Genomic DNA, 24,935 nt, shown 5'->3' with positions numbered 1-24,935 from the left:
ATGTGTGGAAAACGCTAGCTTGAACAGATTTTTATCACCCCACCCACTTGCGGGCATTTCTGAACATTTTCATCCAGGGGGAATCTTCCGGCCAATCGTTCGGGTGCCATGAATGCTGTACCGTTCGGAATATTCTTTCCGGATGTGGCATCAGAATCGTTACCCGGCCATCGGTTGAAGTCATGCCGGTAACGCCCGCAGGTGAGCCATTGGGATTGAGTGGGTAGTTTTCTGTAAGTTCACCCCGGTTGTTGACAAACTGCAGTGCGATATAAGGCTGTGCTGCAAGCAACTGTCCGTTATCGCGGAATACCGCCAGACCTTCACCATGTGCAACGGTTATTGGCAAGAGGCTGCCAGCCATGCCGTCAAAAAACAGTGAAGGGCTACCGCCGATTCTGACCATGACAAAACGTGCTTCAAACTGTTCGGAACGGTTGCGCCCAAAATGCGGCCAATGGGTGGTTCCCGGGATGATCGCCTGCAGATGGCTCATCATCTGGCAGCCGTTGCACACGCCCAGCGCGAAAGTATCTGTACGGGCAAAGAAAGCGGTAAACGCATCCCGCGCCCGGGGGTTGAATAGAATGGACTGCGCCCATCCCCGGCCGGCGCCCAGCACATCGCCATAAGAAAACCCGCCTCCGGCGATCAACCCCTGGTACCCGGATAGTTCTGTCCGTCCGGAGAGGATGTCGCTCATGTGGACATCCACTGCATCGAATCCGGCGCGATCGAATGCGGCGGCCATTTCTACATGACCGTTTACACCCTGCTCGCGCAAAATGGCGACCGCAGGGCGGCTGGTCAGGATACCCGGTGCAAAAACCGGCTCTGTGATGGAAAACGTCAGCTGTGCATGCAGTCCCGGATCCTCTACATCCAGCAGCAGATCAAATTCCTGTTGTGCGCACTCGGGATGATCGCGCAATTTTTGCATCCAGAAACTCGTTTCCGACCAGATGCGTTGTAATGCGACCCGTTTTTCCTGAAATACCACTTTATCTCTGTACATCAGGCGGATGTCATTTTGCCGGTTCGGGCTGCCGATCGGATGGTTTGCCTGTCTCAGCCCTGCATCCGCCAGAATCGTCATCACTGCGTCATGATGCCGGGTTTCGATCTGGATGACAGCTCCTAGTTCTTCGCTGAACAAGGCTGACAGTATCTGTCCATCTCCATCATCATCCGTTTGAAAAATCAGCGAATCAAGCGCAATGTCGACACCACAGTGCCCGGCAAAGGCCATTTCACATACCGTGACGAACAGGCCACCATCGGAACGATCGTGATACGCCAACAGCAATTCTTGCTGATTGAGGGTTTGTATTGCGGCGAAAAAGGTTTTGAGCTGCTCCGGATTCTCCAGGTCAGGGACTGCATCGCCTGATTGTCCGTATACCTGTGCCAGTGCTGATCCGCCCAGACGATCTCTGCCGTTGCCCAGGTCAATCAGAATCAGCTCCGTTGCCCCTTTGTCCAGCCGGAGTTGGGGCGTGAGTGTTTTGCGTACATCGGAGACTTTGGCAAAGGCCGAAACAATCAGCGAAAGGGGCGCAACGACTTCTTTTTGTTGTAAATCATGCCAGCTGGTTTTCATCGACAATGAATCTTTGCCGACCGGAATGCTGATGCCCAGTGCCGGGCACAATTCCATGGCCACGGTATGTACGGCTTCATACAATGCGGCGTCCTCGCCCGGATGCCCGGCAGCAGCCATCCAGTTGGCAGATAACCGGATCATTCCGGAATCAGTAATTGCGGCAGCAGCCAGATTAGTGAGCGCTTCCCCTACCGCCATGCGTGCCGAGCTGGCGGCATCGATGACGGCCAGTGGCGTGCGTTCACCCAGTGCAAATGCTTCGCCCAGATATGTCTGAAAGCCCGAGGTGGTCACCGCGACATCGGCTACCGGCACTTGCCACGGGCCAACCATCTGATCCCGCGCCGTCTGGCCACCGACAGTACGGTCACCAATCGTGATCAGGAAGGATTTGTTCGCCACCGCCGGCAAGCGTAGAACGCGGCTGACCGTTTCCTGCAGACGGATACCGGTGTTATCCAGCGGCGCAGGGGCAGGGTGGATACGTTTGACATCGCGCACCATTTTAGGCGGTTTGCCCAGCAGGACGGATAAAGGAATATCTGCCGGATGGGTGGTCGAACATGCATCTGTCACGATCAGTTGAGGATCTGCCAGCGCCTCGCCTACCACCGCGAAGGGGCAGCGTTCGCGTTCACAAATCGCCTGGAACACGGGGAGGGATTGTGGATGGATGGCAAGAACATAGCGTTCCTGCGCTTCATTACACCAGATCTGCAGAGGCGACATGCCCGGTTCATCGGATGGCACTGCGCGCAGATCAAAACGACCGCCGCGCCCGGCGTCATGCACCAGTTCGGGCAGCGCATTGGAAAGCCCGCCCGCTCCCACGTCATGAATCGCCAGAATCGGATTGGGCTGTCCGCTGCGTGCCAGTTGCCAGCAGCGATCGATCACCTCCTGTGCCCGGCGCTGCATTTCAGGATTACCCCGTTGCACCGAGTTGAAATCAAGCGCTTCTTCATTGGTACCGGCATCCATGCTGGAGGCCGCACCGCCCCCCAGTCCAATGGCCATGCCCGGCCCGCCCAGATGAATCAGCAGCGTACCCGCGGGGAAAGATTCCTTGCCCGTGTGCACAGCGGAAATCTGGCCGATGCCACCGGCCAGCATGATGGGCTTATGGTAGCCACGCATCTTGCCGTTCACTTCCTGCTCGTAGGTACGGAAATACCCTGCCAGATTGGGACGGCCGAATTCATTGCTGAATGCCGCGCCACCAATCGGAGCAGTCAGCATGATGTCGAGCGCGGAGGCAATATGCCCCGGTTTGCCATAATCATTGATTTCCCACGGCCGGATCGCTTCAGGAATCCGCAGATTGGAGACGCTGAATCCGGTCAGCCCGGCCTTGGGCTTTGCACCGGAACCAGTGGCGCCTTCGTCCCGGATTTCACCCCCCACACCGGTGGCTGCGCCCGGAAAAGGTGAAATGGCCGTTGGATGATTGTGCGTCTCTACCTTGATCAACCAGTGGGTGAGTTCCGGTTCGTACCCGTATGCATTGCCCTTGCCAGGATAAAACCGCTCGATGGTTTCTCCCTCCAGAATCGCAGCATTATCCGAATAGGCAACAATTGTATGCTCAGGATGGCACTGATGGGTATGCCGGATCATGCCAAACAGCGAATGCGGTTGTTGTACGCCATTGATTATCCAGTCAGCATTGAAAATCTTGTGCCGGCAATGTTCCGAATTGGCCTGCGCAAACATCATCAGCTCGACATCGGTGGGGTTGCGCTGAACGCGGGTAAAATAATCCAGCAGATAATCGATTTCATCGGCAGACAGCGCCAGCCCCATTGCCCGATTTGCCTGCAACAGGGCATCCATTCCCCGGCCTGTCAGATCGATTTCGCTCAATGCACCCGGCGCCGCATGCTGAAACAGGATGGCCGCTTCAGAGGGTGAATGCAGCACGATTTCGGTCATGCGATCATGAATACATGCCTCGATTTGTAGCATGTGCTTAGGCAGCAGCATTGTCTGGCAGCGAAGCGCGAAGGCAATGCCGCGCTCCAGCCGCTCGATTTCATCCAGACCGCAACAATGCGCAATATCAGTAGCCTTGGAAGACCAGGGAGAAATCGTGCCGGGACGGGGTACAACCAGCAACATGTTGTCCGGAGCAGGCAGCACCGCTGTATCTTCTCCATCGAGCAGCTGCCGCAACCGATCGGTTTCTTGGGGCGTTAAATCACGCTGAACCTGGCAGAAATAGCGGTAATCGGCAGTGATGCCGGAAATTTGCGGGACGTTTGTTTGAATAGAATGAAGCAAGCGTTCCAGACGAAAGGGAGAAAGCGCATCGCGCCCGTAAAATTGCAGCATCGGGAATGTAACTGGTTAAATAAATGAAAAGATATGATTTTACACGAGTAACCCGTTGACAGATTGTTGGTGGATGAATGCTGCTTGCGTGAAGTCTGCCAAATCGGGGTGACATTGCCGCTTTATTCAGAAATAATTGATTATTATTTTTGAATAAAGCTTATGAAAAATATAATCGCTCAGTCAACGATTACCTGTCCGCATTGCAGGCATCAGGAAATTGAAGAAATGCCGGTTAATGCCTGCCAATGGTACTACGAATGCAAATCGTGCCATCTATTGCTCCATCCGCTGCCCGGTGATTGTTGTGTATTCTGCTCGTATGGCACTGTTCCATGCCCGCCCCGGCAACAGGATCAGTCGTGCTGTACTTGAATGCATAAAGTGTGTCTGCGATTAAGAACAATCAATCCGCGGGGGAGCAACAATTTTGGAGGGATCACGTGAGTAACATCCCTGTCTACACTACAGCTGAAATCCGCACAATAGAATCGCTTGCGCTGTCCGTCGCCCATCCGCCGCCGTTGATGGAAAGAGCCGGGCGAGCGGCTGCAGAGATTGTCAGAACCCGATTGCTGACGAGTAATCATGAGCGGATATTGATTCTGGCCGGGCCGGGCAATAACGGAGGGGATGCGCTGGTAGCTGCCCGCTATCTGCATGACTGGGGAAAACAGATTACATTGGTGTTCGCTGGTAAAGCAGAACGACTCTCACAGGATGCCAGGCAGGCGTTGGCGCAATGGCAAGCGGTTGGCGGAACGGTGATTCCAGAGATACCCGCCGGCAGGCAGTGGGATGCCGTGATCGACGGTCTGTTCGGGATCGGCCTGAACGAAACACGCCCGTTGGCGGAAAACTACCAGCAGCTCATTCGGCAGATCAACCAGCTCAATCTGCCAGTGCTTGCGCTCGATATTCCCAGCGGCCTGCTTAGTGATTCCGGCCGGGTCGCGGACGTGGCGATCAGGGCGGCGATCACAGCAACATTCATTGCGCTCAAACCGGGTTTGCTGACCAGTGATGGTTGTGATTACTGCGGCGAGATTATCGTATGCGACCTAGAACTGGATGCTGCCGCGCTGATTCCACCACACCACTGGCTGCTGGACAGGGCGAGCATTGCTACCAGACTGCCTTCCCCCCGGCGCGCCAACAGTCACAAAGGTACTTATGGCCGGCTGGGAATTTTAGGTGGTACCACCGGCATGATCGGCGCAGCTTTACTGGCGGGACGGGCTGCACTCAAACTGGGGGCAGGGCGGGTTTATCTGGGATTGCTGGCACAAGAGAACGCACCGGTGGTGGATCTGGTACAGCCTGAGCTGATGCTGCGTCCCCCCGCTGATTTTTTTGATCCAGATCATCTGAATGGGCTGGACGGTTTGGTAATCGGCCCCGGCTTTGGTACTGAAATTACGGCCTGTATTTATCTGGAGCAGGCGTTACAAACCCATCTGCCGCTGGTGCTGGATGCGGATGCACTCAACCTGATTGCGCAACATGAGGAACTGCACAGCGCGCTGCAGGCACGTTCGGCGTCATCCATCCTGACCCCACATCCCGCCGAAGCAGCACGTTTGCTGAACACAACCGTGGCTGAAATCCAGCGGAACCGGCTGGAGGCAGCCCAAAACCTTGCACGGCAGTTTAATTGCGCCATCGTACTGAAAGGCGCGGGCAGCATCTGTGCCTTTCCGGAAGGCGCCTGCCATTTCAATACCAGCGGCAATCCTGGCTTGAGCAGTGCCGGTACTGGCGACGTTTTATCCGGTTTTCTGGGGGCGCTGCTGGTACAGGGAGTATCTGCAGAAAATGCACTGCTGCTGGCGGTCTATCTGCACGGCGCAGCAGCAGATGTCTTACTGAAACAGCAACACGGGCCCGTCGGTATGACCGCATCGGAAATTATTCCTGTTGCCCGAGATTTATTGAACAGCTGGATTGGTTCAGAAATAGAAAGCCGATAATCATTCAACACGCCAGAATAGCTATTCTTCCTGTTGCCAATGTGGATGCAGACGAACGACACACCGAACTGCATTGTCGGCTTCATTGAGCATTTTCATGGAACAGGTTGTGGTTCAATAAAATTGACCAACCCGGTTCAGGGATGATTTATCTCGACTTGACGATCGAGAAATGACCACAAGAAAGTGACCTCGGCTCCGACCTGAAAACAAATTCATAACGGCCCAGCACCGCTTGCACCTCGTTATGCGTCAGCACTACCGGTAAGCGTGCCGGCCGCTTCGCCCGCACCACGTTATCCAACCAGGGTAAATCGATCTCCAGCACCTCCCGATACAAAAACAGCAAAGCTAATAACGCCTGGTTTTGGGTCGAGACCGATAGCTTACCAACCACTGCCAAATGCGTTAAAAATGCTTCTACTTCCGTCGCACCCATTTCCTGTGGATGACGTTTGCCGTGAAACAGAATAAAACACTGTACCCACTGTACCTACTGTACCCACTGTACCCACTGTACCCACTGGACATACTGTATCTCCGTCCTTATGCTGTAATGCTTCAAACGCAGCCGGTTACGAAGCTGATCAAGCAACCTGGGCGCAGTCGGTGCGAGGATGGTGGTATTTCATTCATAATATTCATTTGATTCAGCTATTTATAAAAAAATGAATTTTGTTATACACCTTTTTGAAAAGAAGGATATACCGCAAGCGGTGTATCCTGGGCGTTAGGCTCCATGAAATCGCTCGGTGATCTGACCGTATTGCTCGACGACTTCCGAAAGGTTGTTGCTCTTGCTGGCGTTTCTTTTCCTACTACCGCACTTTCCTTCGAGACGTTGCCCTTTCCTCACAAACCACCGTCCGCGCTCCCAAGCGGCAAGATGGCTGTTTACGTTTTTGTCTGGAACGGTCGCTGCCTCAAGGTTGGGAAAGTCGGCCAAAAGAGTCAGGCTCGCTTCACCAGCCAGCACTACAGCCCGGCCAGTTCAAACAGCAACCTGGCCAAGTCTCTTGTGGTCGGCCACGGCAAGCTCGGGTTATCCGGCATCACTGAGTCAAACGTCGGCGCTTGGATCAAAGCCAACGTTGATCGCGTGAACTTTCTTCTCAATTCGGAGTGTGGCATTCCCGTACTCACACTTCTTGAGTCGTTTCTACAGTGCCGTCTAAATCCCGTCTTTGAGGGCTTCGATAGTCAGCGATGAAAATATGTGGCCGACCCATCATTCCACCAGACCTGCGCGAAAAGCCGCACAGGCCGGTGAATTCAAACGTTATGCCTCTTCAATGACCACAAGGAGTTAATCATGTCGAAAATTGTAGTTGTCGCTGGTCTCACGCTGTCTTCGTTGGCTGGCTGTGCTTCTGTGCCAATGGAGAGTACGGAAAAAAGCGCGGAAGCGAAAAAGTTTATTGCACCAAACAATGGTAAATCTGGTGTGTATGTATATCGATCTGGAAGCTTTGGTGGAGCCTTAAAAAAAGATATCTGGATTGATGGCAAATGCATAGGAGAAACCGCCCCAAACATGTTTTTCTATGAAGAAGTAAAAGGGGATGCGGAACACAAGCTTTCGACGGAATCCGAATTTTCTCCAAACGATTTAATGCTAACCACATCTGCTGGAAAGAATTATTTTGTTCGTCAGTACATCAAGATGGGAGTATTTGTTGGCGGTGCCGGGCTTGAACTGGTGAACGATGATGAGGGGAAAAAAGAAGTTTCCCAGTTGAGCATGGCCCAAAAAGGGGTATGCAGTCAGTAGCATAACAATCGCTTCGAGAGGGACGCTCGGCCAGCAAGCTTCGCTTGCTGTCTCCGCGCCCCTCAAGCGAAACGTTGGGGGCTTGTATGAGTACCGTCGCAAAAGGTAACGCTTTCGAAGATCGAGTGTTTACCGCACTTACGGATGAACTAAATGGTGAACGCCTTGGCTTATCGCCAAAGTCGGCTTCTGCGTTTCAGAAGAAAGGTTACTACTCCCGCGATCGAGACTCAGACATCATTGTCGATATTTCGATAGAGGTATGGCTACCGAATGCAGATCAGTGGTCGCTACTGTGGGTTTGTGAGTGCAAAGACTATAGTGGTGCTATCCCTGTTGACGACGTCGAAGAATTCAAAGCAAAACTCGATCAAATTGCTGGTGCGAACAAGAAGGGCATCATGGCCATTACTGGAGCAGTGCAGCAGGGGGCTTTGAAATACGCAAGAGCAAATGGCATCGGAATAGTTCGATTGCTTCCCACCGACCAAGTTGAGAACCTTCTCTACTTGATGACATCGGCCACGATGGAAGAATCAGATCGTCTCAACGGCTCAGAGTTCTATAGGGCACTAACTATTCCGGGGTTCGTTGGAAAGAACCGCAGTTTCTACGCGGAAGGGGAAGGCTACATATTTGGTAGTTGGCGCCCAATGTTGAGAGAAATGCTCGGTGCGTAATCCGCCCCCAACCCGGCAGTCCACACGGACGCTGCGCGATAAAGCCGCGCAGTGCCGGTGACTTCTACGTTATACATTTCCAGAGAGGCACTGCCCATGATTACAGTATTCGAAAAACCAAACGTTTTATTAAAGCTCGAAGGCCTTGCGGTCTTTCTCTTGGCGCTTGCTATTTTTTGGCAACAGTCGTTTAGCTGGTCGTTCTTTTGGTCAACCGTATTACTTCCTGACCTGGCGCTGTTTGGCTACTTTATTAACACCAAGGTAGGCGCACGGTTGTATAACATTACGCACTCGAAGTTATTGCCTAGTGCCTTAGCAGTTGGGGCTATCGTAATGAGCAATGCCTTGTTCTTGGTCTTAGCTCTTATTTGGTTTGTACACATTGGCTTTGATCGGATGCTGGGTTACGGCCTAAAGTATCCGGAGGGATTTAAAATCACTCATCTTGGTGCCATTGGGAAAGTGGTCGGTGAGCCACGTAGAAGTTTTTTACCGTGTTGGAAATAATAATGTATAACCCTGCGCTCAAGCCGACCCGCTTCCGCTACGTTCCGACGGTCGGCTTAGCTTCGCGTTGGGCGACACAACACAGAGAGGGGGATTTATGGACTATCAAGCGCTTTGGATAGTCGCGGTCTTGGGTGCCGCGACACTCATTGGTGTTTTCTGGAAGATGCAGGGTGGCTTTGGCCCTCTAAACTTGAGAGCTGTTGGGTTGGTGCTAATCGCAATCCTGGCATCACTATTAGCGATTGCAAAGTCAGATAATTTAACAGCGGCGATGGGCATCCTTGGGGCTATTGCGGGATACCTGTTTGGCGCGAAGGCCGATTCAGGCAATGCAAACTCTAACGTCTCTCGTGTGGATGCTTCAGGAGCGAACTTTGGAGACAATGCGCGTGTGGTTGGCCGCGATCTAAACGAAACAGTGAATAATATAAATGCTCGTGTTCAGGAGCTGGGTGAGATCTTGTCGCAAGAAGGGGCAAAGATTGATCGGCTAGTTGCCTTACAGGAGACAGCGCGCGCCGACTCTATGAGCTATCTGGTCAATACCGTGTACGAGCGCGGTATGGAGCAAACAAAAGAAGCAATGGCGACAGTTGTTGCGCACTGGGAATCAGAAGGTTGGAAGCTGACGAGCATGTCGTCCGACTATCAAGGAATGGACGGAATTTTTCTGCTTTTCGAGCGCCCCAGCAATCCAAATGAGCCGAAGGTTCAGATCTATCACAGCTCAAGAATGAATAGGCAATAGAGGGCCGCCTAACAATTCATTCAAGCCGACGCCGCTTAATTCAGGCGTTAGACGCCAATACAGAACCAACGGTCAAAACATGGCATTCACTGAATTCGAAACAAAAAGAATCAACAAGGTCGTTGGCGCGTTCATAAATGCGCGTCGTCCTCCGGCACACATCAGGCCACAGCTGGATCTTGCATACCGTCTCAAGGGACAGAGCATCGAGATCTTCGAGATTCGGCCGCGTTGGAGAGGTGCGCCGGGCGAAACAATGGAGCAGGCTGTGGCAAAAGCTACGTACGTCAGGGCTCGCGATCTTTGGCGGGTCTATTGGCAACGGGCTGATCTAAAGTGGCACAGCTATGAGCCGACTCCGCAGGTCGGTAGCATCGAGAAGTTCTTGGCACTTGTAGGCGAGGACAAACACGCATGCTTCTTCGGGTAGCATTGGCGCCTAACATCCCGGTCAAGCGGACGCAAATCCCGCTGCGCGGTCTTTACGTCCGCTTACCTCTGGCGTTAGGTGCCACTCACTAATGGAGTTCGCCATGGATGCAGAGAAATACAATCGCTCAGTAACCCTTCTGTGCCCTACGTGCGGAGGCACGCAATTTTCGCCCGTATCGCCAGACAACATCGAGTCGGAACTTCAGAAATGTGCATCGTGCAGTAGAGAAATTACGCGCGATGAGCTAATCCGAGAAAACAGCGAGAACATTAATGAGCATGTGAATGAAATCAAAAAGGAAATGACTGAAGACGTCGCGAATGAACTCAAGAAACAACTTGCATCCGTGTTCAAAGGCAGCAAATTCATCAAGATCAAATGATGCCACTATCAATTTCAGCCAGTGACGTCATCGCCGGATTAGCGCTGTTAATTTCCGCATATGCAGCATGGAAGACAGTGCAGTTCAATGACAGACAGAAGTCACTTATCGAAAGCCAAGAAAAATTAAATCAACGCCTGCTTGAGAGAGAAGAATCCGAATCAATCTCCGACAAGAAAGCCGACCTTGGCGCAAATTTCATAAAGCTCGGTAGCAGTAAGTACAGGCTAAAGATATGGAACAAAGGAAAAACCACGGCCCGAAATGTATCAATCGAATTTCCAGAAGGAAACGACTGCATTGTCCAGTCTGATGTATCTGAAAAATTCCCTCTTGAGGCGCTGGATACACATCAGTCGGTCGAGCTTATTGCTGCAGTCCATATGGACACGAAAAGCAAGCACGCGATCAAATTGATTTGGTCTGACGAGTTCAGTCAACACAATGAAAAGACGGTCTACCCCACTCTATAAAACGGCATAACCCGGCAGTCGAGCGGGACAGCCAACAAGCTGCGTTTGTTGGTGCCCTCCGCGCTACGCGCTCCGGCTGCCCCTCACTTCCACGTTATCCCTTATAGGTCACCATGAGCATTAGCAACTACGCTTTGGACAAGTTTGTCGCGCAAGATATGTCGAAGCTGACACAGCTCTCGATCCAGTCGTTGGCTGAAGAATTCCCGAACGCAGACAAGTGGCTTGAGCAGTTTGTCCTTCGGAGAATTTTCCAAGCGCATGTGTCAGATGAGAAAGCTGCGCTGGCGTTTGCAATAATTCGTCGAACACACGCGTCGTTGCAGGAATGGGAACTCGCCAGCGCTGCTGCCCAAGACGATTTGCGGAGTATTGGCACCTTCTTCAGCGTACTTCGCCATCTGGAAAGCTGCATTAGCTCCGTCTGGCAAGGACTGGAGTTCGTTCGAAAGTCGTTAGGTGAAAATCTTTTCAAGAATGGAGACGGGAGCGTCTACGAGCGCATGAACTGGGTCTACAACGTTTCTCGTCACTTTGATCCAGAAGCTCTTCCGCAAGGCGACACCCACCCGGTCTGGCTAAGTGATCAGGCAATGCATACCCGAGAGCACGCAGTCAGCTTTGATGAACTTCGAGAGGCCATAAAGATGCTCGCGCATGTTTCCGAAGAGGTTGCGGGAACATGAGGGATAACCCCGCGTTCGAGCTGACCTGTGCGAAAAGCCGCGCAGGCAGCTCAACTCCACGTTGGGCGACTAAATCGGAGAGCTAAGCGCAATGGACGAGCAGATCCTCGCCAAAGAGATCGCTGAACAAGTCGTTCCAGATGAAACGACTCTGTGCCGCTTCCGTAACCGGCTGGTCGCTAACAACAAACTGGAGGGTCTGCTGGCAGCGATCAATGAACAGATTCAATCGCACGGATTGATGGTCAAGGGGGCCCGGGGCAGTAATAGATGCCACCTTGATTGAATCAGTCGTCCTGTTCCATTTCTTCGACCAGAAACCCACCTGCCTGCCGGCTCCAGAGTTGGGTGTAGGCACCGTTGGCGGCCAGTAGTTGCGCGTGGCTGCCATCTTCGATGATGCGACCCCGGCTGAATACCAGGATGCGATCCAGATGTGCGATGGTGGAAAGGCGGTGGGCGACCACGATCACGGTTTTGTTCTGCATAAGCGTAGCCAGGCTGTCCTGAATAGCTTGTTCGGTAACTGAATCGAGGCTGGAAGTGGCTTCGTCCATGATCAAGATCGGGGCATTTTTCACGATGACCCGGGCAATGGAGATCCGCTGCCGCTGGCCACCAGAAAGTTTCACGCCGCGTTCGCCCACCAGCGATTCGTACTGATTGGGCATGCGTTCGATGAATTCATGTGCATCCGCACTGCGTGCAGCCAGTTCGATTTCTTCCCGAGTGGCATCCGGGCGGCCGTAGCGAATGTTTTCCAGTAGCGTGCGATGAAACAGCCCCGGATCCTGCGGAATCAGGCTGATCAGCTGATGCAGGGATTGCTGGGTGACTTTCCGGATGTCCTGGCCGTCGATCAGGACGCTGCCTTGCTGGGGATCGTACAATCGCAGAATCAGGTTGAGCAAGGTCGATTTGCCCGAGCCGGAGTAGCCGACCAGCCCGACGCGCTGCCCACCTTCAATGCGCAGATTGAGATCTTCAAACACGGGAGCATCGGGAGAATAACCAAAATGAACCCCACGCAGTTCGATACAGCCTGCGGTTATCTGTAACGGTTTTGCGCCGGGCTGATCAACAATTTCGTGTTTGCGTACAATGGTATAGACGCCATTGGTAATGTTACCGATATACTCGAACAGTTCGATGAAGCGGCGACTGATGTTGCGCACCTCGCCGATGATCAGCAGTGAAAGGCTGACGCTCATCACGAAATCGGCGACCGTGATCTGGTTATGCTGCCACAACCATAACGCAAACAGCAGCGTGCCGATCTTGAGCAGCATCGCCAGCGTAAACTGCAGCCAGAGCACTTTTTCATTTGACCACAGCCAGCGCCGGGAAGCGGCAATTTCATTCCCCAGGTAATCTTTCAGATAATCGCGCTCGAAACCGAGTCGGGCGAACAGACGCACGCTGGCAAGGTTGGTGACAGCATCTACGATTTTACCGACAGTCACACTGCGCGCTTCAGCCGCTTTATGTGCCAGAGGCCGGCAGCGTCGTGCCAGAAAGTAGGAAAGGCTCAGGAACAACAGTGCCCAGATCAGGGTGAACAATGACAATGGCACGCTGGCCTGCCACAACATCACAACTGAAACAGATAACGCCACGGCAATCGGCAGAAAATCCAGCACCAGAGTCCACAATGTCATATTGACGGCGGTTGAGGTCTCCGAGATACGGCTGGCGAGCGCGCCGGCAAAATTGTTACTGAGAAAACGATGTGAATGCTGCTGCAGATAGCCGTACAGCTCATTTGTCACCTGCGCGCGTAAACGGGGTGCAACAATGATGCGGCAGGCTGTTCCGGCCCGGCTGAATATCACTTCGCCGAGGTTGAGCAGAATGTAGAGCCCAAGCGGGAAAGCAACCGCCTGGAAAATCTGTTCACGGTCTCCCAGTGCGTCCGAAACGCCGCCCACGATCTGGCCGATTGCATATGGCGTCAGAATACCGCTGGCAGTGGCGCCAATTTCCAGGAGGATAACCAGCACACACCAGCCGTAATAGTGCCGGAAAAAATGCAATAAAAAAGGAATCGGCTCATCCGGCAGCATCGGTGTGTGCGGCGTTTTGGAGAAATCCTGGCCTGACCTCACTAGACGTGCCCTCCCACGCCCTTAAACTTCTCAACAAAAGCGGCAATTTTCTGAAAAACGCTTTGCTTTTTGGTCGGGTATTGCGGGTTCAACGGGCTCATTCTGGGCAGCACGGCATTGAGCTCAGTGCCGCTGTCGCTGGCAAACTCCCGCTTGAGTGAGGTGGTGATGTATCGCCTGGCGGCCTCTGCGTTGAGGTTCTCGGTGGTAACCAGCTCCTGCGCTTCACGCAGTTGTTCTGCCTGGGCAAAGCTGAAGAAGGCGTCGATCACGCTGGCCTTGTCGCCAATCGTGTCCAGATCGGTCTGATTGATAAAGTCCACCACCAGACTCTCTTTCGCGCGATTGCCCAGACTGGCGCGAATCACGCGCCGCACCTCATCCACCAGATCCGATTTGCTTTTGGTCTTCTTGTTGTGCTCGAAGATCAGTTCCAGGATGTAATCCAGATTGATTTCCTGCGACTTGAGCAAGTCCACCTCAAACACCACGTCATCCCAGTCGATGGTGGATTTCTCTTTCTCGGCCCCCGCCTTCTCACGGCGCAGCCAGTCGCGCACATCGTTATAGGTCGAACGGTAATCCTGAATCTTGCGCTCGGCCGGCAACGTGATGGCTTGCAACGCGGTCAGATCATCGTTGCTCAGATAGTGTTTGGCCTTGAACACTTCAACCGCCACCGGGTCGGTCATATCGACGCTTTGCAGCGCCTTCAGGCTGGTGAACTCATCATAGTTTTGCAGCACGTTTTCGACGCGTAAATACTCGCCAAACAGCTTGGCGAAAGCCTTCTTGTCGGCCTCCTTCTCGATGGCTGCTGGGTCAGGGAAGCGTGCTTCCAGTTCCTGCACCACATCCATGAAGCCACGCCGCGCCTCACCAGTCACCACATCGGTAAAACCCGCCATGTACTCGGTGTAGCTTTTCTCCAGCACCACGTTCCTGGTGTTCTTGTCACCGAACAAGGTGATGGCATCAATGGTCGCCTGCTCCAGGTCGCGGAAGGTGACGATGTTGCCAAAGGCTTTTGTGGCGTTAAAAATGCGGTTGGTGCGCGAATAGGCCTGCATCAACCCATGGTAACGCAGGTTCTTGTCCACGAATAAAGTGTTCAGCGTGGGGGCATCAAAGCCGGTCAGGAACATGCCTACCATGATCAACAAGTCGATTTCCCTGGCTTTGACCTGCTTGGCCAGATCGCGGTAGTAGTTCTGGAAGCCCTTGCTGTCCACGCTGAAGTTGGTTTTGAACAACGCGTTGTAATCCGCAATGGCCGCGCCCAAAAACTCTTTGGCGCTGCTGTTCATGGCCGATATATCAAAACTCTCATCCTGGATGTCGCCAATCGCATCCTGTTCCTCGTTGGCGGCAAACGAGAAGATGGTGGCTACCCTTAGTGGTTTGTCGCTGTCTTTCTGCAAGGTCTTGAAGCATTCATAGTACAGCTTGGCGGCATCCACGCTGCTGACCGCGAACATGGCATTGAAACCCTTGTTGCCCGTATGCAGGCGGTGAGTTTTCTGCCGGTAGTTGTTCAGGATGTATTGGGTGATCTCGCGGATGCGATCCGGGTGCAGCAGGGCTTGCCTGTTCTCCGCCGCGCTCAGCTTCTTCTCATCCTGCTCGGTTTCGATCGCTTTGAACTGCGGGTGCACGTCGTTGTAGTCCACCTTGAACTTCAGTACCTTTTCATCGCGAATGGCATCGGTAATCACATACGAATGCAGTTCACGACCAAACACGCTGGCGGTGGTTTCGGCGCCCAAGGCGTTCTCCGGGAAGATCGGCGTACCAGTGAAGCCAAACTGATAGAACTTTTTGAATTTCTTCTTCAGATTCTTCTGTGCTTCGCCAAACTGGCTGCGGTGGCACTCATCAAAAATGAACACCACCTGCTTGCCGTAGATGGACAAGTCCGCCTCGCTCTTCATCAGGTTGTTGAGCTTCTGGATGGTGGTGACGACGATCTTGTTGTCGTCCTTGTCCAGATTGCGCTTCAGGCCCGCGGTGCTGTCCGAGCCGTTCACACTGTCCGGTGAAAAGCGCTGGTATTCCTTCATGGTCTGGTAGTCCAGATCCTTGCGGTCCACCACGAAAAACACCTTGTCGATGAAATCCAATTCGGTGGCGAGCCGCGCCGCCTTGAAACTGGTCAGCGTCTTGCCGCTGCCGGTGGTGTGCCAGATGAAGCCACCGCTTTCGGTGTTGCTCCAGTTCCTGGCCTGATGGCTGCTCTTGATCTTCCACAGAATGCGCTCCGTGGCGGCAATCTGGTACGGGCGCATCACCAGCAGCGTGTTGCTGTCATCAAACACCGAATAGTGCAGCAGCACATTGAGCAGGGTGTGCTTCTGGAAAAAAGTGGCGGTAAAATCCTTCAGATCCTTGATCAGGCTGTTGTCCGCCTTCGCCCAGTGCATGGTGAAGTCGAAGCTGTGCTTGTTGCGCTGGGTGGTGTTGGCGAAGTAGCGGCTGTCGGTGCCGTTGGAGATCACAAACAGCTGCAAATACTTGAACAGGGACTGTGTGCTGTTAAAGCTCTCCTTGCTGTAGCGGTGCACCTGATTGAAGGCTTCGCGAATCGCCACGCCGCGTTTTTTCAGTTCCACCTGCACCAGTGGCAAACCATTGACCAGAATGGTCACGTCGTAGCGGCTGGCGTGGCTGCCTGTCTGCTCGAACTGTTTGATCACCTGCACCTTGTTGCGGGCGATGTTCTTTTTATCCAGCAGGGTGATGTTCTGGAGACGGCCATCGTCAAACACAAAGTCGTGAATGTAATCGTTATGAATCTTGCAGGTTTTCTCGACAATGCCATCGCTGGGCTTGTCCAGAAAAACGTCCACGAAACGCAACCATTCGCCATCGGCAAACTGTACGTTATTGAGCGTTTGCAGTTGCACGCGCACATTGGTCAGCAAGGCTTCGGGCGTATTCAGGCCGGGCAGGTATTCATAACCCTGATTTTGCAAATCCTGAATGAACTCCCGCTCCAGGTCATATTCGCTTTGATAGCTTTCGTTCGCCTGCCATTTCTTGACGTACTTATCCAGGATAATGAAGCTGTTCGATTCGGCAATGGTTTTGTAGTCAGTCATTTGGCTTATCCTCATCGTCACGAATCAGCGCGGCCAGCTCGCTCTCAATCTCTTGTACGGTCGGCAACTGGGACTGTACCGCCAACGGATATTGCCGCCCGAGAAACGCAAAGCCCTTGCCCAGCTCCAGCAGAAACCGGGTGATCTGCGCGATCAGTTGATTTTCGATATCGCGTTCTACTGCCTGTGGTGCGAGGGTCAGAAAATCGAACACATACGGGTCTTTCAGACTTTTCTGTACCAGCTCGGACTGCGGCGCAGGCAGCGTCTGAGAAAAATTGCTCACCGCTTTGCCCGCACGCTCGTGAAAACGCTGCTCAATCTGCCACTCCAGCACCGTGCGGCTCCAGCCGTGCTCAATGCGAGCTTGCGCGTAAAAAAGTACCAAATCCACCGACTTCACCTTGGTCAACAAGGCGCGCACATGTCCCCAGGGCATTTGTCCCACAGCTTGTGGGACAACTTCAAACTGCGGGCTGAAGAAGGCATAGAACTGCCGCATGGCGAACAGGCTGGTACGCGAAAAGCCTTTCATGCCGGGGTAGGTGTTCTGCAAGTCCCGCGCCATCTGCTCCACCACAGCCGAACCCCAAGCACGTTCACGCTGCCAGGCGTCCAATTGGCGACCAATGTCCCAGTACAGGTTCAGCAGCTCAGTATTCACAGCGAGTATGGCACGGGTTCGCGATGCCTGAATCCGCTGTTTGATGGTTGCCAGCGCCTCGCGGTAGTCGGTGTGGTGGGTGATGTTGGTCATGCCTTAGATGCTCAAGAGGGAAAACCGCTGCCAGCCAAAATAATATGCTCATCAATCATTTTCTTGCTCCTGTTGCCAGTAGCCATAGGTGTTCAGGTTTCTAAGCAGTAGACCAACCATCTCTTTTTCGGGCGGTGTCGGCTCTGCAATTTCTTCGTTGGACAAAGTGTTGTGCGGATAGAAATTCATCACCCGAGCGGAATAAGCCTTTTTATCTTCCGGCAACAGCTCAGACCATCTTTGATAGCCCAGAAAGTTGGCGGTCTTTTCATACAGATTACGCAGTAGCGCAAAATGGTAGCGCTGCACGCTGTTGGTCGCGACCGCTTGTTCGATAAGCGATTTAATGTGCAGATGGTAAGAAAAGCTCTTGTTTGAGTCACCCTTCTTTTCCTCATGCACAAATGTGCCATCATCCAAGCAACTGAGAATATAGCCGTTCCTGGCACTCACCTCATTGTAAAGCACGTTGTAAAATAGCGCGCTGTGCGTAGATACGATGAATTTGACGCCCGACTCACTCGAATTGATCAACTGCCCCAGATTCACCGCCAACTGAATCAGGTGGTTCTCATCCAGAGAGCTGACCGGATCATCAATAAACACATATTCCAGCCGATCGAACTGGTCGGTCTCGCGATCAGCCGGCTCAGCGACATTGAGCACGCCAATAACCTGTTCAAGCAGCGTGTAGAAAATACTCCAGATAAAATTACTTTCTTCGCCCTTGGAGATTTTCAGATTCCCCGAGTGCGTCGAATCGCCACGCTCCATCGAGAACGTAACTTCCGAGAACGCCTTGATAGTTACCTCGTTACCATCCTTGTCTCGGTCTTTTCGCTCTGCATTGAACCGTGGCGTGAGTTTGTCGTTGGTGTAACGCTGAAAGGTGGCGATGATGTTCTGGTCTTGCCCCTGATCCATCAATACCCAATCCGTGAAGGTATTGGGTTGGATCTTCAGCTTGGGCTCGGCGTCACCGGCCAAGTCGTTGTCCCAGTAGAACAGGTCTTCGGTAAAGGCGTTGTAATAGAGGATTCTATTGCGCGACAACCCTGGTTGATCCGCCTCATCACCGTCTTCAGCGCCGTTAGCGTTCCGGGCAATAATCCGCTTGAACTCACGCGACAGGCGCGTCTTGCCTGTACCGTTGAAGGCGTAGATCAGCTGAATCTTCTTCGGAATGTTTCTCAGCTCTTCGGCAATTTCATTTAGCGTCTTGCCCATATCAGGCCTCTACTTCTTCCGTCTTGGGGAAGCTCAACAGCAAATCTCGGAAATAGGCGTATTGCTTCTGGCGCAGCTCGATTTCTCGGGGCAAGCCTTCGCTGATGGAGTTGGCTAAGGTATCGAATTTGTCGAGGATGGCGACGATGCGTGCTTGTTCTTCAAGTGATTTTTCAGGATCGTCAGCGTACGGAATGGGAAGTTTAAAGCCCTTGATGATGCTTGAATTTAGGTCGCCTCTGGCCCCCTGTCCTAGTGCCTTAATGTTTTCATAATTAAAACTCACCCAATGAAAAACATAGCGATATAACGCCTTGGCGCTGTCAATCTCCAAACAACCACAGTGCTGATTCGTTGTTAGCGGTATCTTGTTGATTGCAGACCTGCCTGCTGTCGCCCCCGATATCGCAATAATTACGCAATTCGCTGGAATCCACTTTGCCGCCGAATTCTTTACGGCAGCCTGAGTTATTTTTACTTCTGTGGACTCGATATCGGAAAACTTCACTTCTTGGGTTCTTAGCCAAGGAATATCGCCGCCCTCATAATATTCTGGTTCGCCAGCTGTTGGCGTTCCACCCGAGTACCATTTCTTTGTTACGTCCCCCAACGTCTTCCACTCCACCTCCCCCTCTTCAAAACTCAACAACTGGTCGCGATAGTAGTTGTATTGTTTTTTGCGGGCGGTCAGCTCGGTGAAGGCGTCCAGAATGCGGACGATTTCGGCCTGGATTTCAAGGGATTTTTTCGGGTTGTCTGGGCAGGGGATGGGGATTAATGTCTGCTTCGCAGCTGACCAATGTCTTTTGTAACTCATCTCCTTCGTATAAAAGTTCAGGAAAGCATAGTAGATATACTTTGCGTTAGCCGAGATAGGTTTAAGAATTTTTAGCCCATCAGCGCCTTGAATAAAGGGAAAGTCTACGTATTTTATATGCTCCGAATGATCGCCAAAAATCACGTATTCTCCAGCTTCAACGGGAGTTATATTCTCGTCAGTGTAGCCGGCGATGAATTCGATGCCCTGATCAACAATTGGAAGTTTCCCTGTTGCGCGATAGGCTTGGCTTTTGAGCTTTGAGGGTGCCGTTACAGTTTTAATCACCGTGTCGAGTGCCTTCCACTCGACCCCAACGCCATCCAGCAGCTTTTCCAAAAAACTCGTGCCGTTCATGCCTTATCTCCTGCCGGATCAGCCTGCCTATCATCAAGCCGTTTTGCGGTCTCCTGTTCCAGCATGGCGGCCAGCTCTTCTTCGGTAGGCAGCAAGGTCTGGTATTTCGAAGCGAACAATTGCTGGCTTTCGCTCACTACCGAGTAATGCACCAGGGTTTCGTCTTTATCAGCACACAGAATGATGCCCAGGGTGGGGTTGTCGTCCTCGCCACGCTTGAGGTCGTCAAACATGCGCACATACATGTCCATTTGGCCGATATCCTGATGGGTCAGTTTTTCGGCTTTAAGGTCAACCACCACAAAACATTTGAGCAGGTAGTTGTAGAACACCAGGTCCACATAAAAATGTGAGGTTTCGGTGCTGATGCGCATTTGTCGGGCCACGAAGGAAAACCCCTTGCCCAGCTCCAGCAGGAATGTTTGCAGATGGTTGATCAGGCTTTGTTCCAGCTGGCTTTCTTTGCCGGTTAAATCCTCGGGCAAACCCAGAAACTCCAGCACATAGGGGTCTTTGATGAAGGGGGCTACGCTGCTGCCGGGCAACACACCATTCAGTGGGCCCTGGTGCGCCAGAACACGGCGGTAGTAGCCACTTTTGATATGGCGCTCCAAAAGGCGTGTGCTCCAGTTCTGGCTGCTGGCTTCTTGCAGGTAGTAATTGCGCTCGGCAGCGCTTTCCAGCCGCATGATCAGGCGTACATGTGACCAGGAAAGATTCCCTACACAGTGCGTAGAGAATTCCTCAAGGCTGGGGAAGGTCACATAAAACTGCCGGAAATTCCATAGGTTTGCAGCGGAAAACCCCTTGCCAAAATTATCCCCCAGATAGCGTGACAAATTACTGATCAATGCTTTGCCGTATTCGGCGCGAACCTCGCCCCGCTGCTCCTCCTCTACAATCCGCTGGCCTAACTGCCAATAGGTGTTGATCATTGCCGAATTAACGGCCTGGTAAGCCTGGCTGCGCCCTGAGTGCAGTATTTTGGCAATGTCTTCAAAAAAACCTTGCTGACTGCTGAGTTTGTTGCCCATGGATCAAGCCTCTCCAATCTCGGTGATGATGGCATCAATCTCTTTGCGTAGCTGGTCGATCCTGGCGACGGTGGTTTTCAGCTCGGCATTGAGCTGGACAATATCGACCACTTCACGGGTATCTTCGGCTTCCACATAGCTGCTGACCGACAGGTTGTAGTCGTTGGCGGCTACCTGCTCCAGGGGCACGGACTGGGCAAAGTACTCGACATTGGCCTTGCTGTCGAACACCGCCATGATTTGCTCGATGTGGGAATCCAGCAGCACGTTGTTATTGGTTTCCTTCTTGAACAGCGCACTGGCGTCGATGAACTGGGTGGTGGTGTCGGTTTTGTGTTTGGACAGCACCAGAATGTTCACGGCAATGGTGGTGCCGTAGAACAGGTTGGGCGCAAGCGCAATCACGGTTTCGACGTAGCTGTTGTCCACCAGATATTGGCGGATTTTCTGCTCGGCGCCACCCCGGTAGAAGATGCCGGGGAAGCAGACGATAGCGGCGCGGCCCTTGCTGGAGAGGTAGCTGAGCGCGTGCAGCACAAAGGCAAAGTCGGCCTTGGATTTGGGGGCGAGCACGCCGGCCGGGGCAAAGCGGTCGTCGTTGATCAAGGTGGGGTCGTCGCTGCCGATCCACTTCACTGAATAGGGTGGGTTAGAGACGATGGCATCAAACGGTTTTTCATCGCCAAAGTGCGGATTGATCAGAGTGTTGCCAAGCTGGATGTTGAACTTGTCGTAGTTGATGTTGTGCAGGAACATGTTCATCCGCGCCAGGTTGTAGGTGGTGTGGTTGATTTCCTGCCCGAAGAAGCCCTCTTCGATGATGTGCGCGTCGAACTGCTTTTGGCTTGCAACAGCAGCGAACCTGAACCGCAGGCCGGGTCGTAGATCTTGTTGACGCTGGTTTGCTGGTGCATGGCGAGCTGGGCGATCAGCTTGGAGACATGCTGCGGGGTGAAGAACTCGCCGCCGGACTTGCCGGCGTTAGCCGCGTAGTTGGAGATCAGGAATTCGTAGGCATCGCCGAACAGATCAATGCGACTGGTGTCGAAGCCGCCAAAGTCAAGTTCGGCCACCCCCTTGAGCACGGCGGCCAGACGCGCATTCTTGTCTTTGACGGTATTGCCCAAGCGGTTGCTGGTGGTGTCGAAGTCAGCAAACAGGCCTTTGATGTCCTGCTCGGAGAGGTAACCGTTAGCAGATGCCTCAATAGCGGCAAAGATGGTAGCCAGGTCGGTATTCAGGCTGTCGTTGTTATTCGCGCCTTTGGCAATATTGGCGAACAGCTGGCTGGGGTAGATGAAATAGCCCTTGGACTTGATGGCGTCGTCCTTGATTTCCGGGGTGATGACGTCATCGGGCAGCTTTGCATAGTGGATGCTGTCGTCACCGCCTTCAATGTATACCGCAAAATTTTCGCTGATAAAGCGATAGAACAGGGTGCCGAGCACGTATTGCTTGAAATCCCAGCCATCGACGGCACCACGAACATCGTTGGCGATTTGCCAGATTCGGCGTTGCAGTTCGGCACGTTGCTGGGTGCTGGTCATGGTGAATTATTTTTTAAATGGTAAATAGGGGTCGGTAACGCGGAACAGATCAGTTACTAACTTTTCAATCAGTAAAGTCATCCCCAGGATATAGAAGCACTCTGGCTGTCGGGAGAATGATTTCACAAGCTCGGGGCGTTTCTGGATGCTGCGCAGCACACCGGGGGTGCAGCGTTTCATCTCGTTCTTGCTCTCCCGGTTGGTGCGAAACCTCGTGCTTTACAGCACCCGGACCGTTTCGTCCGGATTCAGGTGCGGCGAGTAGAGCGGTTTCTGGTTCTGAGCTGTGTCAGGACGAAGAGCGTGATTTCAGAGTCAGGAACTCTCGTATCGCCATCAATGAATACAGGGAGCCGTTCACCCAAGGAAAGAACAACAGTTTTGACGCGGTAGCCTGAAGACATTGTTTACGATTTATACAGGGATACGATCGTAGAAATTACAGGTGCATATCCCAAATAGTAAACAGCAAAAATCCCCAGTAAAAACAACGTTTATTGGGGATTTAAAGGTATATTCTAGAATGGAATATCGTCTTCCATACCGTCAAAACCGGTGCCGCTGCCCGTGGTGCCAGCCGCGGCAGGTGCGTTACTGGCGTATTCGCTTCCCTGGTCGGCGGAAGGACCATAGTTACCGCCGCCACTACCACCTGAGCGTCCCCCCAGCATTTGCATGCGGTCGGCGACGATTTCAGTGGTATAGCGCTCCACATTGGATTTATCCGTCCATTTACGTGTTTGCAGACGACCTTCGATATAAATCTGCGAACCTTTTTTCAGATATTCTCCGGTAATCTCGGCCAGTTTGCCGAACATAACCACCCGGTGCCATTCGGTGCGTTCCTGTTTCTCGCCCCCCTTGTCTTTCCAGGTATCAGTGGTGGCGATATTCAGATTTGCCATGGCATCACCACTGGGCATGTAACGAATTTCCGGATCGCGGCCAAGATTGCCAATCAGCATTACTTTGTTCAACGAAGCCATTTATATATTTCCTTCCAGTAACTGAATCACTTTTTCTTCATCAAAACCCTTCAGATCAACCTTCAGGTAAGCCACCTGTTCGTTAGCCAGTACCAACGCTTCATATACGCCCGGCAGCGCGGCCAGTTCGCGTGATAAATCATTAGCTTGATCGGCATTTATTTTTCCAACCTGGTACATTTTGGAGCGAACGGCCGCCGGTGCCCGCATGGTGATGGCCAATACCAGCCAGATAATCAGCAATCCGCTGCACATGATCGCCATGGCGTAAAAGCCGAAATGCTGGAGCAGATACCCGCCCAGAGCAGATCCGACGAATGCACCCAGAAACTGGGTGCTGCTGTAAACGCCGATGGCTGTTCCCTTGGCGCCCACCGGTGCAATTTTCGAGATGAGCGATGGCAAGGTGGCTTCCAGCAGATTGAATGCAGTGAAAAAGACCAGTAATGCGAAAACCAGGCCCCAGAAGGAAGCATTGAAGATTACCAGTAAAACCTGTGCCAGTAGTAATAATGCCACTGCAGCGATAAAAACCGGTTTCATCCGGGCTTTTTTCTCGGCATGGATAATGGCGGGCACCATCAGTATGACCGAACCTACCATGACCGGCAGATAAACCTGCCAGTGCTGGGCAGCGACCAGGCCGGTTTCCCGCAAGGATATCGGCACCACCAGCCAGAGCGCCATCAGCACCGCGTGCAATGCGAAAATACCGTAATTCAATCGCAGCAGTTGCGGGTCGCGCAGTACGTTACTAAAGCGGTTGGCGGTTACTTCGGTATCCGAATGAAAACGGCTGATGACCGGATTGGGCACCACCTTGTACATGACTCCCATTGCCAGTATGGCCAGACAGCCGGTAATGGCGAAAATACCCGGGACGCCGACCCATTGATTCAGTACGGGAGCGGATATCAGTGACAATGCGAACACGCCGCCGATGCTGATCCCGATCATCGCCATTGCCTTGGTGCGATGTTCTTCCCGTGTCAGATCGGCTGCCAGCGCCATGACCGCGGCTGAAATGGCACCGGCTCCCTGGATAATACGTCCGAAAATCACCCAGTAAATATCGGTTGCGGATGCTGCGACAAAACTGCCTGCGGCAAACAGGATCAGGCCGAAATAAATAACCGGCTTGCGCCCGATACGGTCAGACAGCCAGCCGAACGGGATCTGCAGGATCGCCTGTGTCAATCCATAAGCGCCCAGCGCAATACCGATCAGCGTGTAACTGTCCCCACCCGGCAGTTCCTGGGCGAAAAAAGTAAAGACCGGCAGAATAATAAACAGACCGAACATGCGAAGTGCGTAAACGCTCGCCAGGCTGATAGAGGCGCGCAACTCCACTCGGGACATTTTTTCAGGAAGTTTGGTGACTGTTCTGGGTGCGGATGTTGCGGACATGAAACGTAAT

The 24,935-nt window shown here is 52.8% G+C and carries 20 protein-coding genes and 3 pseudogenes; 11 read left to right on the top strand and 12 right to left on the bottom strand.

What is annotated here, in order from left to right:
• Nucleotides 1-34: 34 nt before the first annotated feature.
• A complete protein-coding gene (purL, locus tag ABO04_RS10530) occupies nucleotides 35-3,934 on the bottom strand; it encodes a phosphoribosylformylglycinamidine synthase (RefSeq protein ID WP_160810613.1) in 3,900 nt (1,299 codons plus the stop codon).
• A 162-nt stretch (nucleotides 3,935-4,096) separates the two neighbouring features.
• Here purL and ABO04_RS12155 point away from each other — a divergent pair, with 162 nt between their 5' ends.
• Together ABO04_RS12155 and ABO04_RS10525 are read left to right on the top strand one after the other, a co-directional pair.
• Nucleotides 4,097-4,309, top strand: coding sequence for a GDCCVxC domain-containing (seleno)protein (locus ABO04_RS12155; protein ID WP_240141525.1), 213 nt, complete (start codon nucleotides 4,097-4,099; stop codon nucleotides 4,307-4,309).
• A 68-nt stretch (nucleotides 4,310-4,377) separates the two neighbouring features.
• A complete protein-coding gene (locus ABO04_RS10525) occupies nucleotides 4,378-5,904 on the top strand; it encodes an NAD(P)H-hydrate dehydratase (RefSeq protein WP_160810612.1) in 1,527 nt (508 codons plus the stop codon).
• A gap of 226 nt (nucleotides 5,905-6,130) precedes the next feature.
• Here ABO04_RS10525 and ABO04_RS10520 read toward each other — a convergent pair.
• Nucleotides 6,131-6,523: pseudogene (locus ABO04_RS10520) on the bottom strand (phage integrase N-terminal SAM-like domain-containing protein); the annotation flags it as partial.
• 120 nt (nucleotides 6,524-6,643) lie between these two features.
• Here ABO04_RS10520 and ABO04_RS10515 point away from each other — a divergent pair.
• The 9 genes from ABO04_RS10515 to ABO04_RS10470 all read left to right on the top strand — a co-directional run bounded on the left by ABO04_RS10515 (nucleotide 6,644) and on the right by ABO04_RS10470 (nucleotide 11,876).
• Nucleotides 6,644-7,114 (top strand): hypothetical protein, encoded by a 471-nt coding sequence (locus tag ABO04_RS10515; protein ID WP_160810611.1) that lies wholly within the window; start codon nucleotides 6,644-6,646, stop codon nucleotides 7,112-7,114.
• A gap of 102 nt (nucleotides 7,115-7,216) precedes the next feature.
• Complete coding sequence (locus ABO04_RS10510) at nucleotides 7,217-7,675, top strand: DUF2846 domain-containing protein (protein ID WP_205012788.1); 459 nt, start codon at nucleotides 7,217-7,219, stop codon at nucleotides 7,673-7,675.
• 86 nt (nucleotides 7,676-7,761) lie between these two features.
• Entirely contained in the window at nucleotides 7,762-8,355 is a 594-nt protein-coding gene (locus ABO04_RS10505) for a restriction endonuclease (RefSeq protein WP_160810610.1), read from the top strand.
• A 96-nt stretch (nucleotides 8,356-8,451) separates the two neighbouring features.
• The gene (locus ABO04_RS10500) at nucleotides 8,452-8,865 is read left to right on the top strand and encodes a DUF4260 domain-containing protein (RefSeq protein WP_160810609.1); all 414 of its coding nucleotides are present in this window, start codon (nucleotides 8,452-8,454) and stop codon (nucleotides 8,863-8,865) included.
• A gap of 97 nt (nucleotides 8,866-8,962) precedes the next feature.
• Nucleotides 8,963-9,616 (top strand): hypothetical protein, encoded by a 654-nt coding sequence (locus ABO04_RS10495; protein WP_160810608.1) that lies wholly within the window; start codon nucleotides 8,963-8,965, stop codon nucleotides 9,614-9,616.
• Between the two features lie 533 nt (nucleotides 9,617-10,149).
• Nucleotides 10,150-10,431: a hypothetical protein gene (locus tag ABO04_RS10485; RefSeq protein WP_160810606.1), complete on the top strand. Its 282-nt coding sequence runs from the start codon at nucleotides 10,150-10,152 to the stop codon at nucleotides 10,429-10,431.
• Nucleotides 10,428-10,904: a hypothetical protein gene (locus ABO04_RS10480; RefSeq protein WP_205012787.1), complete on the top strand. Its 477-nt coding sequence runs from the start codon at nucleotides 10,428-10,430 to the stop codon at nucleotides 10,902-10,904. Before ABO04_RS10485 ends, ABO04_RS10480 begins: the two co-directional genes overlap by 4 nt.
• Before the next feature lie 113 nt (nucleotides 10,905-11,017).
• Entirely contained in the window at nucleotides 11,018-11,590 is a 573-nt protein-coding gene (locus tag ABO04_RS10475; RefSeq protein ID WP_160810605.1) for a hypothetical protein, read from the top strand.
• Nucleotides 11,591-11,681: 91 nt separating this feature from the next.
• A complete protein-coding gene (locus ABO04_RS10470) occupies nucleotides 11,682-11,876 on the top strand; it encodes a hypothetical protein (RefSeq protein WP_240141524.1) in 195 nt (64 codons plus the stop codon).
• A gap of 1 nt (nucleotide 11,877) precedes the next feature.
• Here the strand turns inward: ABO04_RS10470 and ABO04_RS10465 are convergent, their stop codons facing one another.
• The 10 genes and pseudogenes from ABO04_RS10465 to ABO04_RS10420 form a co-directional block, all read right to left on the bottom strand.
• Nucleotides 11,878-13,695: an ABC transporter ATP-binding protein gene (locus ABO04_RS10465; protein WP_345853489.1), complete on the bottom strand. Its 1,818-nt coding sequence runs from the start codon at nucleotides 13,693-13,695 to the stop codon at nucleotides 11,878-11,880.
• Nucleotides 13,695-16,793 (bottom strand): type I restriction endonuclease subunit R, encoded by a 3,099-nt coding sequence (locus ABO04_RS10460; RefSeq protein WP_160810604.1) that lies wholly within the window; start codon nucleotides 16,791-16,793, stop codon nucleotides 13,695-13,697. Before ABO04_RS10460 ends, ABO04_RS10465 begins: the two co-directional genes overlap by 1 nt.
• The gene (locus ABO04_RS10455; RefSeq protein WP_160810603.1) at nucleotides 16,786-17,550 is read right to left on the bottom strand and encodes a PDDEXK nuclease domain-containing protein; all 765 of its coding nucleotides are present in this window, start codon (nucleotides 17,548-17,550) and stop codon (nucleotides 16,786-16,788) included. The genes ABO04_RS10460 and ABO04_RS10455 overlap by 8 nt, the downstream gene beginning before the upstream one ends.
• 51 nt (nucleotides 17,551-17,601) lie before the next feature.
• Nucleotides 17,602-18,777, bottom strand: a complete 1,176-nt coding sequence (locus ABO04_RS10450; RefSeq protein ID WP_160810602.1) for an anticodon nuclease — start codon at nucleotides 18,775-18,777, stop codon at nucleotides 17,602-17,604.
• 1 nt (nucleotide 18,778) lies between these two features.
• Nucleotides 18,779-19,951, bottom strand: coding sequence for a restriction endonuclease subunit S (locus ABO04_RS10445; protein WP_160810601.1), 1,173 nt, complete (start codon nucleotides 19,949-19,951; stop codon nucleotides 18,779-18,781).
• Entirely contained in the window at nucleotides 19,948-20,985 is a 1,038-nt protein-coding gene (locus ABO04_RS10440; RefSeq protein WP_160810600.1) for a PDDEXK nuclease domain-containing protein, read from the bottom strand. Before ABO04_RS10440 ends, ABO04_RS10445 begins: the two co-directional genes overlap by 4 nt.
• A gap of 6 nt (nucleotides 20,986-20,991) precedes the next feature.
• A pseudogene (locus tag ABO04_RS10435) lies at nucleotides 20,992-22,491 on the bottom strand (type I restriction-modification system subunit M); the annotation flags it as partial.
• A gap of 125 nt (nucleotides 22,492-22,616) precedes the next feature.
• A pseudogene (locus ABO04_RS12150) lies at nucleotides 22,617-22,802 on the bottom strand (IS630 family transposase); the annotation flags it as partial.
• 248 nt (nucleotides 22,803-23,050) lie between these two features.
• Nucleotides 23,051-23,518, bottom strand: a complete 468-nt coding sequence (locus ABO04_RS10425; RefSeq protein ID WP_160810598.1) for a single-stranded DNA-binding protein — start codon at nucleotides 23,516-23,518, stop codon at nucleotides 23,051-23,053.
• Entirely contained in the window at nucleotides 23,519-24,925 is a 1,407-nt protein-coding gene (locus ABO04_RS10420; RefSeq protein WP_240141523.1) for an MFS transporter, read from the bottom strand.
• Nucleotides 24,926-24,935 lie beyond the last annotated feature (10 nt).

It is taken from the genome of Nitrosomonas sp. HPC101, assembly GCF_009833125.1.
Classification (GTDB): domain Bacteria; phylum Pseudomonadota; class Gammaproteobacteria; order Burkholderiales; family Nitrosomonadaceae; genus Nitrosomonas.
The sequence above is the reverse complement of the archived record's forward strand: the minus strand, read 5'-3'. Positions and strand labels throughout refer to the sequence as shown.

Coding starts and splice junctions, on each gene's coding strand:
- purL (WP_160810613.1), bottom strand. CDS start 3,934: ATGCTGCAATTTTACGGGCGCGATGCGCTTTCTCCCTTTCGTCTGGAA.
- ABO04_RS12155 (WP_240141525.1), top strand. CDS start 4,097: ATGAAAAATATAATCGCTCAGTCAACGATTACCTGTCCGCATTGCAGG.
- ABO04_RS10515 (WP_160810611.1), top strand. CDS start 6,644: ATGAAATCGCTCGGTGATCTGACCGTATTGCTCGACGACTTCCGAAAG.
- ABO04_RS10510 (WP_205012788.1), top strand. CDS start 7,217: ATGTCGAAAATTGTAGTTGTCGCTGGTCTCACGCTGTCTTCGTTGGCT.
- ABO04_RS10505 (WP_160810610.1), top strand. CDS start 7,762: ATGAGTACCGTCGCAAAAGGTAACGCTTTCGAAGATCGAGTGTTTACC.
- ABO04_RS10500 (WP_160810609.1), top strand. CDS start 8,452: ATGATTACAGTATTCGAAAAACCAAACGTTTTATTAAAGCTCGAAGGC.
- ABO04_RS10495 (WP_160810608.1), top strand. CDS start 8,963: ATGGACTATCAAGCGCTTTGGATAGTCGCGGTCTTGGGTGCCGCGACA.
- ABO04_RS10485 (WP_160810606.1), top strand. CDS start 10,150: ATGGATGCAGAGAAATACAATCGCTCAGTAACCCTTCTGTGCCCTACG.
- ABO04_RS10480 (WP_205012787.1), top strand. CDS start 10,428: ATGATGCCACTATCAATTTCAGCCAGTGACGTCATCGCCGGATTAGCG.
- ABO04_RS10475 (WP_160810605.1), top strand. CDS start 11,018: ATGAGCATTAGCAACTACGCTTTGGACAAGTTTGTCGCGCAAGATATG.
- ABO04_RS10470 (WP_240141524.1), top strand. CDS start 11,682: ATGGACGAGCAGATCCTCGCCAAAGAGATCGCTGAACAAGTCGTTCCA.
- ABO04_RS10460 (WP_160810604.1), bottom strand. CDS start 16,793: ATGACTGACTACAAAACCATTGCCGAATCGAACAGCTTCATTATCCTG.
- ABO04_RS10455 (WP_160810603.1), bottom strand. CDS start 17,550: ATGACCAACATCACCCACCACACCGACTACCGCGAGGCGCTGGCAACC.
- ABO04_RS10450 (WP_160810602.1), bottom strand. CDS start 18,777: ATGGGCAAGACGCTAAATGAAATTGCCGAAGAGCTGAGAAACATTCCG.
- ABO04_RS10445 (WP_160810601.1), bottom strand. CDS start 19,951: ATGAACGGCACGAGTTTTTTGGAAAAGCTGCTGGATGGCGTTGGGGTC.
- ABO04_RS10440 (WP_160810600.1), bottom strand. CDS start 20,985: ATGGGCAACAAACTCAGCAGTCAGCAAGGTTTTTTTGAAGACATTGCC.
- ABO04_RS10425 (WP_160810598.1), bottom strand. CDS start 23,518: ATGGCTTCGTTGAACAAAGTAATGCTGATTGGCAATCTTGGCCGCGAT.
- ABO04_RS10420 (WP_240141523.1), bottom strand. CDS start 24,925: ATGTCCGCAACATCCGCACCCAGAACAGTCACCAAACTTCCTGAAAAA.